The sequence below is a fragment of the Microcoleus sp. bin38.metabat.b11b12b14.051 genome (genome assembly GCF_013299165.1).
Lineage (GTDB): Bacteria > Cyanobacteriota > Cyanobacteriia > Cyanobacteriales > Microcoleaceae > Microcoleus.
The window spans coordinates 72,040-82,092 of record NZ_JAAFKD010000028.1 but is presented as its reverse complement, the minus strand read 5'-3'; the positions used below and the strand labels follow the sequence as shown (position 1 = coordinate 82,092).

Below are 10,053 nucleotides of genomic sequence, written 5' to 3'. Positions count from 1 at the left end.
CGAATTGGCGGCAGTTAGTAGTCTAAGAAACCGGGTTTCTGCGATAATCTTGGCATCCTCACGAAGATTTAGGAAGAAACCCGGTTTCTGAGCCCCCCGCACACAGAACCCCCGCGCACCTCCAAGAAACCGGGTTTCTGCGACAATCTTGGTATCGTAGCTAAGATTTAGGAAGAAACCCGGTTTCTGAGGCCCCGCGTCTAGTCCAAGAAACCCGGTTTCTGAGTCCCCCGCGCACAGAACCTCCACGCAGAGAGAACAATATGCCACGTCGCCAAGTTATCTTACAAACAGGTAATTACTACCACGTTTATAACCGAGGTAATGACCGTCAGCTTATTTTTTTTGAGCGAGATAACTATATTTATTTTTTACGCCAATTAAGACACTATCTGATTACTAATGGTGTCGATATTATCGCTTATTGTCTGATGCCGAACCACTATCACTTATTAGTTTATCTCACAACAGATCGTTTTTCTAAGCTGATGCAGGCGTTTACTCTGTCCTATGCTAAGGCTATCAATAACCGATATCACAAGGTGGGTTCACTATTTCAGGGAAGGTTTCAGGCGATTCATGTAGATAGAGAAGACTATTTATTACATCTCACTCGCTATATTCATTTAAACCCTGTCTGTGCTAATATAGTTGACAAAGCCGAGGATTGGGAATTTTCCAGCTATCAAGAATATATCGATCTGCGTCACGGAAGTTTACCTAAAATAGATCGAGTGCGATCGCAATTTAACTCAGCAGATACTTATCGTAACTTTTTAGAAGACTTAACTAGCGATCGATCAATCCAGCATTTAACCTTTGAAGAATAGACGCGAATCCAAGCAACCAAATCCAAGAAACCGGGTTTCTGCGACAATCTCCGAATCCCCACCCAAATTTAGGAAGAAACCCGGTTTCTGAGCCCCCGCACACAAAACCCCCGCACACATCCAAGAAACCGGGTTTCTGCGACAATCTCAGCATCCTCACCCAAATTTAGGAAGAAACCCGGTTTCTGAACCCCCGCACAGAGCTCTCGCGCACATCCAAGAAACCGGGTTTCTGCGATAATTCCCGTCTCCTAACGCAGATTTAGGAAGAAACCCGGTTTCTGAGCCCCCGCGCACAAAACCCCCGCACACATCCAAGAAACCGGGTTTCTGCGATAATTTCGGTGAGGATGCGAAAATTTAGGAAGAAACCCGGTTTCTGAACCCCCGCACACAAAACCCTCGCGCACATCCAAGAAACCGGGTTTCTGCGATAATTTCGGTGAGGATGCCCAAATTTAGGAAGAAACCCGGTTTCTGAGCCCCCGCACACAAAACCCCCGCACACATCCAAGAAACCGGGTTTCTGCGACAATCTCAGCATCCCCACCCAAATTTAGGAAGAAACCCGGTTTCTGAGCCCCCGCGTGTAATCCAAGAAACCCGGTTTCTAACTCCCCACAGCATCGCCCTCAAATCCAATAGCCCGCCGCACTTTCTCAACTTGCTTCGGTGCTTCCATTTGACGGAAAAGTTCAATCGCTTTATCGAAATTTTCCTGACTTTGGTCAATCACACCCATCTTTTGATAAGTTAATCCAAGTTGATAGTAAGCTTCAGCTAGGTCGCATTTAGCCCCGATTTGATCGAGAAGTGCGATCGATTCTAAATGATGGGAAAGCGCTGTTGTAAAGTCTTCCTGTCCTCGATAAAGTTCTGCTAGACCAGTTAGAGCCTTGGCTCTCACCTGAGTATACTGGAGTTCTTCAGCAAACTGGATAGCTTCTTGGTACATCTCAAAAGACTTGTCAAAGTCTTTCAAATTTTTATATGTTTGACCTAAAAATAATAATCGATATCCTAAAGCCCAGACACTAGAATTTGCTGGGACGGAACTTTTATTAGCAAATTCAAGTGATTCGTATTTCAAGTTTAAGCATGACTTCAAAAATGCTAGACAATAATATGATTCTACTGCATATCTATGGCAATCAGTATTTTCAGCCATTGATATAACTTTATCAAAAAGTGCTATCCCCTTTTCAATTTCTAATAAATCTATTTGACAAAGACCTATATTAAAAAAAGAAACTATTTCAAGATTTAGCAATTTAAAATCACTCGCAATAATTCTCGATCGTTCGTGAGATTCAATACTATTTTTAATATCGCCTGTTAACCAGTAAATGTCCCCTAATATGTTGTGAAGGACGCTCAAGACATAGCCAGGAGTAACTTTAGTGATGATTTGAATTATTGCTAACTTCATTTGTTGCAACAAGCCTAATCTATAAAATGCAATTCCCAGAGGCTCACTTCTGTCAAATTTAGTTTGTCTTCTTTTGACAATAACATCAGCAGCCCCATCGAAGTTATGAAACACGAGATAATGGTAGTAAGCTTCAAAAGCTGTCAAACCATATTTTATAGTTTCAACAATCTTCACACTCTCAGTCCAAAACTCTGCTGCTTTATGATTAGCCTCTTCCCAATCTTCTCTTTCCCTCAACCTACTAATAGCCTCTTCCCGAATCACCGGATGCAGCCAATACTCTCGATTCAGACACTCAACTAACGACAGATTTCGCAAAGATTCAATTACCCGCCGCTTCTGTCTTTCTGGCACATCCCACAACAAACACAATAATCCCTCAGTCGGGACAGTCGGCACATCCTGATAGCGATAACATCCCAAACGGCAGAGTAGTTTATAGGAATCTGGGTAAATTTGAGCAAGACGATTAAACTGATCTTCGATCAGGTTTTTTACAGCTAACTCTACCAATAACCCAGCTTCGACTTTATATTCTTGCCAATAGGCTAGCATACCTCCATCTCTCTGTATGGGAGCGCAGAGGATATTCATAGCTAGAGCATTGCCGCCATAGGCCTTGTGCATTTCCCTGAGAGTTGTTGCGTCTATCTCAATATCACGGCGACTCAAAAAATCTTGCCATGCTTGTTCATTGAGGCTAGGTAACGAATAGTTAGTGACACCCACACATTCAGCCAAAGGCTGACGGCTGGTAATCAGCGTCACGGATTGTACCGACGCATCAGCCAAAACTCGTAACAATTCAACGTAGCCGCGATGGGGTTCAATAAATCTGCCTTGTCCATCTAGCGCGGGTTCCAAATTATCAATCAATACCCCAACTCTGCGTATCTGGAGTTGCCGCTTCAGTCTCCCAAGCGTAATTCCAAACTCCCGCCCTGGTTCTTCCTGAAAGTCTTTTTTCAGCAATTCCTCGATCGCACTTTCGACTCTGGTAATATTCTCTTTCTCCTTAGCCATCAGCACTTCCACCACTAAGTCAAAACCCTGAGACTTGAGATATTCCTGCGCTAAAGTCGTTTTACCAACACCGCCGGGAGCTTTGATGACGATGACTTTTGCTCCTTGCTCGATCAGCGTGTCAAGGTTGGCGATCGCCTCTTCACGTCCCACAAAATTCAGGTTTGGGGCTGGGGGAAGTGCGATCTGAGCGATCGCCACAGGTTGCGCTGGTTCCTGAATTTCACTAGGTTCAGCAATGTCTTCCCAGTTGAGTTTTAAAACTTCACAGTAAGCTTTGAAGATATCAGCATTTATCGGACGCATTCCATATAAAAAGAATTTCCAGCTTTCCTGCGTTACCCCTAGATAGAAATAATCCTCACTTTCTTTCCAATGAGGATCTAGAAGTTTACTGGCTCTGCGAAGTGGCTCTTTACTATCGACAGTCCACTTCTCTTTATTTCTAGCTTCCTTAATGATTTTTTTAACTGACTGACGAGTTATGAGGTTCTGCATTTTACAGCGTATTGATTTAAGTATCAAGATCAATTTAGATCAATTTAGATCGGTTAGCATTAGTCTCCTACCGATCTTAACTGATCTTGCGAGCATTCTGACACACCCGTTATTGTGAAGATGTGACAAATCAAGATGAGATTTGACACAAGTTTCAAAAATAATGGAGATTAACTAAGATGTCCGATCCAAAAGACACAGCCCGTTACGACGTATCTACTGATACCAACAACAGTGTTCAGTCCTCCTTTGCTACTGAGGGTTCACGAGAGACGACTATTCGCGATAACAATACTGGCAAAGACTACCGAGGTACAGGTAGCACTGACAAAGAATCGCGCGATAGTGCTTGGGATTCAGTTCGTCGAGATAACGGCTAAAACCTAGCTAGCTTAGTAGGTAGTCAATATTGATTACCTACTAAGTTTTGATGAACTAAACGATAAAGGCGATCGCGCTTACTAGATTTTGATTACCTAGAGTTCAGTTATGAATTTATCTAACCCTTGAAGCACATATTAACTGAGTGCGAAGCGGGTTATGTGAAACGCATAACTATAAATTCTATTCCCCAATGTAAATACAGAACAAAACATTACAACTGGAGTAACTACAATGCCTTTACCAACAACTGAGCAAGAATGGGATAAACAAAGTGGTGATGGCTATCAATTTGATAACAATCTTACTACAGGCAACATTTACACAGGTATCAAAGAGTCTACAGCCGAGGTTAAGCAAGTCAATCAACAACTTTCGACAGCACTTCTCGGTTATGCCGCTGGCATGAATACTGGCTATGCCTATGATATAACTACTGATGGTTCTTACAATGGCACTACTAAGTCTCATGCAGGAATTGATTATAAAGTTGGTTCTGGTAAAAACGTTTCAGTAGTAGTGCCTGGAAAAATCATAAACGTTGTTCAAGACACCAATGGAATAGGCCAGTTTGTGACTGTACTGGGTAATGATGGAAAACAATGGATATACGGTCATCTCACAGGTGCCAAGCTAACAGGCGATGTAAAGATTGGAGAGTCGATCGGCACAGTCAAAAACCAAGGCACTAACTCCCATTTTCACATAGAGGTACACAATCGTGGTGCTAATGGTTTATTTACTAGCTATATTGGTGGAATTCCATCTCAAAGCCGTGATTTTGTACTGAACAATTCGATGAGTCCCCTGCAAGCTTATTCGGAGTGGAAAAACCAGGGCAATAACGGAGGCGGTGTTACCCTTCCACCCTCATCTTCAGGAGGCAAAGTTTTCACGGGCGGTTCGGGGAATGACATCCTCAACGCGCAAAACACCAACGACACCTTGATTGGTAACGCCGGCAACGACACCCTCTATGGCGAAGCCGGTAACGATTACCTAAACGGTGGTGCGGGTAACGACTACCTCGACGGCTACGCCAGCAGAAATAGCCCCGATTTCGATACTCTCGAAGGTGGAGCGGGGGCGGATACCTTTGTGTTAGGAAACTCACGCCAGGGAATGTTTTACCTAGGAACCGGTCAGGCGACTATTGTCGATTACAACTTCCGCGATGACTACATCCAGTTGCGCGGCAATCGTAATCAGTATCGCCTGACTCCTCAAGGCAATGACACTCTGGTGCAAACCTCCGGCGGCGACACATTAGCAGTAGTCAAAAACGTGCCAGATTTGAGCTTCAACATCACACCTTCCCGTAGCGACTTTAAGTTTGTTTAACTTGCTTAAAGGAAAGGAGTAGTCCAAGAAACCGGGTTTCTGCGATAATCTCAGCATCCCCACCCAAATTTAGGAAGAAACCCGGTTTCTGAACCCCCGTACAAATCCAAGAAACTGGGTTTCTGCGACAATCTCAGCATCCCCACCCAAATTTAGGAAGAAACCCGGTTTCTGAACCCCCGCGATAATCCAAGAAACCGGGTTTCTGCGACAATCTCAGCATCCCCACCAAGATTTAGGAAGAAACCCGGTTTCTGACTCCCCGCACACATCCAAGAAACCGGGTTTCTGCGATATTTTAAGCATCCCCACCAAGATTTAGGAAAAAACCCGGTTTCTGACTCCCCGCGATAATCCAAGAAACCGGGTTTCTGCGATATTTTAAGCATCCCCACCAAGATTTAGGAAGAAACCCGGTTTCTGACTCCCCGCGCGAAGAGCCTATCATCCAAGAAACCGGGTTTCTGCGATAATTTAAGCATCCCCACCAAGATTTAGGAAGAAACCCGGTTTCTGACTCCCCGCGCACAGAGCCCTCGCGCACATCCAACCCACATTCCGCACTTCAAATTGAAATACGATAAAATACAATCCCCAAAAAGCCAAAAATTACGATAATTAAGAAAAAATACTTGACCCCATCTGCTGAAAGAAGAGAAATAATCAAATCTTAAATCTTTGACTCATAAAATAGTTTATGTAAAGCACTAAAAAATTGAGGAATAATTAATTCCCCTGATGATGATAATTTTGGGTTAGAGGATGTTTGGTTGTTACGGTTAAGAAAGTAGATAATATTTTTGACAAGATGACGGCAAATTATTCAAAATAAAATGGCGTTCATCTGTTAAATTAACAATTTGATTTACCCCATTTAAAGTCAAAATATGAATTCCTTGAAAACCTTGAAATATCCATCTTAACGTGGGCAGCTCTGTTGATTTTCCTAGTTGATTTTTGATGCCAGTTTTAGCTGCTTTTAATTGATTTCTAAGTTGCCGTTGACCGAGACTATAAACCAACAAGGACAGAGACATTAAACATAACATGGTCTCAACTCTTTTTGGGGTTTATACAAAAAAACTATCCGCGAAAAACAAGGGAGCTTTCAGAAATCGAAATCCTCTCTCGCTCTTACTGTTGATTTTTCTAATTGCTCAGAATTTCTGATGGTTCTAACTTCTCATCATCAACTAGGTTGGTGGCTAAAATAAATCTTCCTGCTGATTTTATGAGGATTTCTATCTCTGAATCTTTTTGGTGAATCACTCCTTCTATTTGACAAATAGTCTGACTATCTTTTGATTGGTTTCCAGAACTTACCTGAATTTCTTTGATTTCAAATAGCTTCAGATTTTTGTTGATACTTTTTAGTTGATCTTGAGCTGACTCGGCACTATTAAATTTTTATTTTCTTAATTCCTTGAGCATTTTTTCAGCTCGCTCCTTAGCCTTTTCTATCTTTTTTTCGAGTTGCCTTAAATCACTTTCTTTTCTTTCTCGGCTTTCTACTATTAGCCAAGTTTGTTTGATTCCCGCATAATTTACTATTTCCTCTTTCCATTTATATCCGTCTAATTTGAGGGCTTTTGTTCTGGCTCTTTCTAATGTGTCTATCTCTGGCATCTCTGATGACTGTACTAATTATTGGGCTTTTTTTATGGTCTTGGGTACTCTACTTATCCATTTCGTATCTTTGATTAACTGGATATTTTATTGACTATATAATGCACTGTCACAGACCATGATACTGTCAATATTTATCTGATTTTTGAACTCTACTAATATTTTTCCGAATACGGCTTTGTCCGCTTCATTTCCATCTCCAGCTCTTGTAAATAATGGCAAGCCTTCACTATTTACAATTAAATCACATAGAACTTGTTTCAAGTCAGGTCTATGATCGCGAGAATATCATGAAGGTTATATTTATGGGGATTGACTTGATTATTTCTGTTTCTTTATTTGGATTTTGGGGCTTTTTGTATTCCCCATGTAGATGGAATGATGTAGCATCTAAGTGAGCATACTTTAGATTTATTTGAAACTTCTTAATCACAGATCATACAATTTCCATAAATATCTTGTTCAATCCATGTTTATATAATTTATCCATGACTCTGCCAATTTTATCGTCATTTATATAATCCGCTTTTATGCCCGCACCTAACAAGGTTTCGATTCCTTTGTCTTCAAAAAACTGGCTAAATAAATATAAAGGTCTTGATACAAATCCTAATCCATTGATTAAAATAGCTTTCACTAATGGGCTCTCCTGAACTTATGGTTATAAACTTATCTAATCAGAAAAGCAAGCTAATACACGATTCTTGAAATTATTCAAATTAGAAAAGCCATATCCTTGCCGCATTATCAACTTAATTCGATTGTTGATACCTGACATGACCCCACTTGTTGTGCGATGAATAAAGTAGTTACAAATTCCCTCAAAATGATTCTCAATTGTTGATGCGAATTCTCTCAAAAATACTTGTGCATGATTTAGCCATTGCTTGAGTTTTTTCTGTCCTTTTTTTACCGTCAAATGGGTTTCATATATTTCTCTAAATTTTTCTTTCATCTCATACGCAATTCTCAAACATTCTGATTTTTTTAAGGTCAATTCTAATTTATCAATCTGCTCTGGGTTCAGATTTACTCGATTGCTTAATAATAAATATTTACTTTGCCTGTCTGTTATTCCTGCTGCTCTACGTAATTTGTTTAAGTCTTGATTAACTACTTTCATCACATGAAAACGATCGATAACAACTTGGGAAGAGAGGGAATACCTTTTTGATGACTTTTGGGAATCCTCCCCACATATCAACACTCACTTCCTCAACTTGGAAAGCGAACCTCAATCGGTTGTGACATAAGGACTTCAATGATTTCCTCACATCTGTGAGAGTCAATCATCTCAATCAGATTACCATTAGAAATGTCACCAACAACAGTTACAAAATTTCCCTGGCTTTTCCGCATACTTATTTCATCCAAAGAAATTCGCTTAACCCGTTCCCATCTAGTTTTTTTTTGAGCTTGATTACCTGATCAAATATTCCTTTTATTTCGTCATAACTCAGTCCTTCTTCTCGTCCAACTTGCTCCATACTGGATTGTTGTACGCGCTCATAAATATTTTCTTCGTATCGTTGAGTATGCCGTCTCTTTCAGCCTAAAAAATCTATTCTTTCTGTGGGATATCGTTGGCAACTAGGACAGTAAAACTGCCGTCGTGGGATCTTTAAATAAACAGGACGACCAAAAACCGACAAATCTCTTACTAAAGTTGGTCGATTTTGATGCAATTTTTCGGTATAGTTGTTACAATGATGACAAATAATTCCTTCAGATACAATACTCAATCCCAAGAAAACTTTTCCCTCAACTTGAGTACAAGTTTCAACCCTAATTCCAGGCAAGTCTAATAGATAGTCTATATGGAAGCTCATAATGGTAAATGTATTGGTATATACATTTTACACCATAAACTCAGGAGAGCCGTTTTGCTGGCACTTTAAATATAGAAGACAAGGGACAAGCTTCAGTATGATTGGGCGAACTAACATCAGCTTTAAAGGCAGATTTAATAGTTTTAATATCGCTTAAATTATAATGCTTCAGTTGTTGAGACAAGTGATTGGCTGCCGCAACTGCATCGGTTTCACAAGCGAATTCTACACTTGATAATTTCCTAATTTTTTGTTGAGCTTCAATTTCACTTTTTTTGATATTTATTGATAATTTACGTCGGTCAGACTCAGTGCCGAGCTTTCTACTACTAGCCATCGCTGCAATACTCCACCATAATTACTTTTGTGTTCCGACGAGCGATATCCCGTTACAGCAGAATCAATAAAGTCTGTTTCACTTAGTTGAGACACCAGTTGCTGTGCTTGTTTTAGACGTTGTGGGACACGACTTAACCATCTACAACCAGTAAGAATACTTAAATTAGGAGCCGTATATAATGCGCCCTGAGCCACCATTAAACTATCTAAATTTAACTGATTTTTAAACTCCATAATAATTGATGCAAATACGCCTGAATCTGATTCATTACCAGAAGCTACTTTCAAAAAAAGTGGTACATCTCCATCCCCGGTACAAATCAACTGTACAATAAACTGTGGTAAGTCCGGGCTTGACCCTTGAGAATAGCCGTAAGTAATTGAAATCGGGACGGGAGGTATTGGATCATTGCTCGCTGAACTATTTGATTCATCTTCCGGGCTATTCTGAGCCCAAAAAGCCACCGATGGATGCTCAAAATCATAGTTTCCATGCAGATGAAAAGAACTTGAGTCCAAGTGAGATGTCTCAACCTTAACTTCAAACTTTTGGGCAGCAGCCAGGGCAATAATTGTAAAGATTTGGCTGACTCCCACTAAATATAGTTGATCTAAAACTCTTCCCAAACGATAGTCGTTAAGATGTTCTGGTTGAATGCCTTCTCCTATTAAATGCTCTGTATCTTTACCTTCAAAGAATTTTGGAAATAAATATAATGGCGCTGATAGTAAACCTAATCCGTTGATAATCATT

9 protein-coding genes and 1 pseudogene are annotated in these 10,053 nt (G+C 40.5%); 3 read left to right on the top strand and 7 right to left on the bottom strand.

All coding sequences use genetic code 11. The features are described 5' to 3' along the window. Positions 1 to 263 precede the first annotated feature (263 nt). On the top strand, positions 264 to 830 hold the full coding sequence (locus tag QZW47_RS23885) for a transposase (protein WP_293132553.1): 567 nt from the start codon (positions 264 to 266) through the stop codon (positions 828 to 830). A 610-nt stretch (positions 831 to 1,440) separates the two neighbouring features. On the opposite strand, the gene QZW47_RS23880 is transcribed toward QZW47_RS23885, so the two are convergent. Further along, on the bottom strand, positions 1,441 to 3,783 hold the full coding sequence (locus QZW47_RS23880; protein WP_293132550.1) for a tetratricopeptide repeat protein: 2,343 nt from the start codon (positions 3,781 to 3,783) through the stop codon (positions 1,441 to 1,443). A 179-nt stretch (positions 3,784 to 3,962) separates the two neighbouring features. Here QZW47_RS23880 and QZW47_RS23875 point away from each other — a divergent pair, with 179 nt between their 5' ends. Continuing rightward, complete coding sequence (locus tag QZW47_RS23875) at positions 3,963 to 4,163, top strand: hypothetical protein (protein WP_293132547.1); 201 nt, start codon at positions 3,963 to 3,965, stop codon at positions 4,161 to 4,163. 235 nt (positions 4,164 to 4,398) lie between these two features. Next, the gene (locus QZW47_RS23870; protein ID WP_293132545.1) at positions 4,399 to 5,505 is read left to right on the top strand and encodes a peptidoglycan DD-metalloendopeptidase family protein; all 1,107 of its coding nucleotides are present in this window, start codon (positions 4,399 to 4,401) and stop codon (positions 5,503 to 5,505) included. A gap of 779 nt (positions 5,506 to 6,284) precedes the next feature. On the opposite strand, the pseudogene QZW47_RS23865 reads toward QZW47_RS23870, so the two are convergent. The 6 genes and pseudogenes from QZW47_RS23865 to QZW47_RS23850 form a co-directional block, all read right to left on the bottom strand. Beyond that, positions 6,285 to 7,771 (bottom strand): annotated as a pseudogene (locus QZW47_RS23865) (IS1634 family transposase); the annotation flags it as partial. A gap of 33 nt (positions 7,772 to 7,804) precedes the next feature. Then, positions 7,805 to 8,254, bottom strand: a complete 450-nt coding sequence (locus tag QZW47_RS23860; protein ID WP_293132542.1) for a transposase — start codon at positions 8,252 to 8,254, stop codon at positions 7,805 to 7,807. Positions 8,255 to 8,492: 238 nt separating this feature from the next. Then, positions 8,493 to 8,618, bottom strand: a complete 126-nt coding sequence (locus QZW47_RS30230) for a hypothetical protein (protein ID WP_366930929.1) — start codon at positions 8,616 to 8,618, stop codon at positions 8,493 to 8,495. Between the two features lie 60 nt (positions 8,619 to 8,678). Then, positions 8,679 to 8,960 carry a transposase family protein gene (locus tag QZW47_RS30225; protein WP_366930928.1) on the bottom strand — a complete coding sequence of 94 codons (282 nt, stop codon included), beginning with the start codon at positions 8,958 to 8,960 and terminating at the stop codon, positions 8,679 to 8,681. Between the two features lie 40 nt (positions 8,961 to 9,000). Next, positions 9,001 to 9,297 (bottom strand): hypothetical protein, encoded by a 297-nt coding sequence (locus QZW47_RS23855; RefSeq protein ID WP_293132539.1) that lies wholly within the window; start codon positions 9,295 to 9,297, stop codon positions 9,001 to 9,003. Then, positions 9,243 to 10,052 carry an IS1634 family transposase gene (locus tag QZW47_RS23850; protein ID WP_293132536.1) on the bottom strand — a complete coding sequence of 270 codons (810 nt, stop codon included), beginning with the start codon at positions 10,050 to 10,052 and terminating at the stop codon, positions 9,243 to 9,245. The genes QZW47_RS23855 and QZW47_RS23850 overlap by 55 nt, the downstream gene beginning before the upstream one ends. Position 10,053: the final 1 nt, after the last annotated feature.

Coding starts and splice junctions, on each gene's coding strand:
- QZW47_RS23885 (WP_293132553.1), top strand. CDS start 264: ATGCCACGTCGCCAAGTTATCTTACAAACAGGTAATTACTACCACGTT.
- QZW47_RS23880 (WP_293132550.1), bottom strand. CDS start 3,783: ATGCAGAACCTCATAACTCGTCAGTCAGTTAAAAAAATCATTAAGGAA.
- QZW47_RS23875 (WP_293132547.1), top strand. CDS start 3,963: ATGTCCGATCCAAAAGACACAGCCCGTTACGACGTATCTACTGATACC.
- QZW47_RS23870 (WP_293132545.1), top strand. CDS start 4,399: ATGCCTTTACCAACAACTGAGCAAGAATGGGATAAACAAAGTGGTGAT.
- QZW47_RS23860 (WP_293132542.1), bottom strand. CDS start 8,254: ATGAAAGTAGTTAATCAAGACTTAAACAAATTACGTAGAGCAGCAGGA.
- QZW47_RS30230 (WP_366930929.1), bottom strand. CDS start 8,618: ATGGAGCAAGTTGGACGAGAAGAAGGACTGAGTTATGACGAAATAAAA.
- QZW47_RS30225 (WP_366930928.1), bottom strand. CDS start 8,960: ATGAGCTTCCATATAGACTATCTATTAGACTTGCCTGGAATTAGGGTT.
- QZW47_RS23855 (WP_293132539.1), bottom strand. CDS start 9,297: ATGGCTAGTAGTAGAAAGCTCGGCACTGAGTCTGACCGACGTAAATTA.
- QZW47_RS23850 (WP_293132536.1), bottom strand. CDS start 10,052: ATGATTATCAACGGATTAGGTTTACTATCAGCGCCATTATATTTATTT.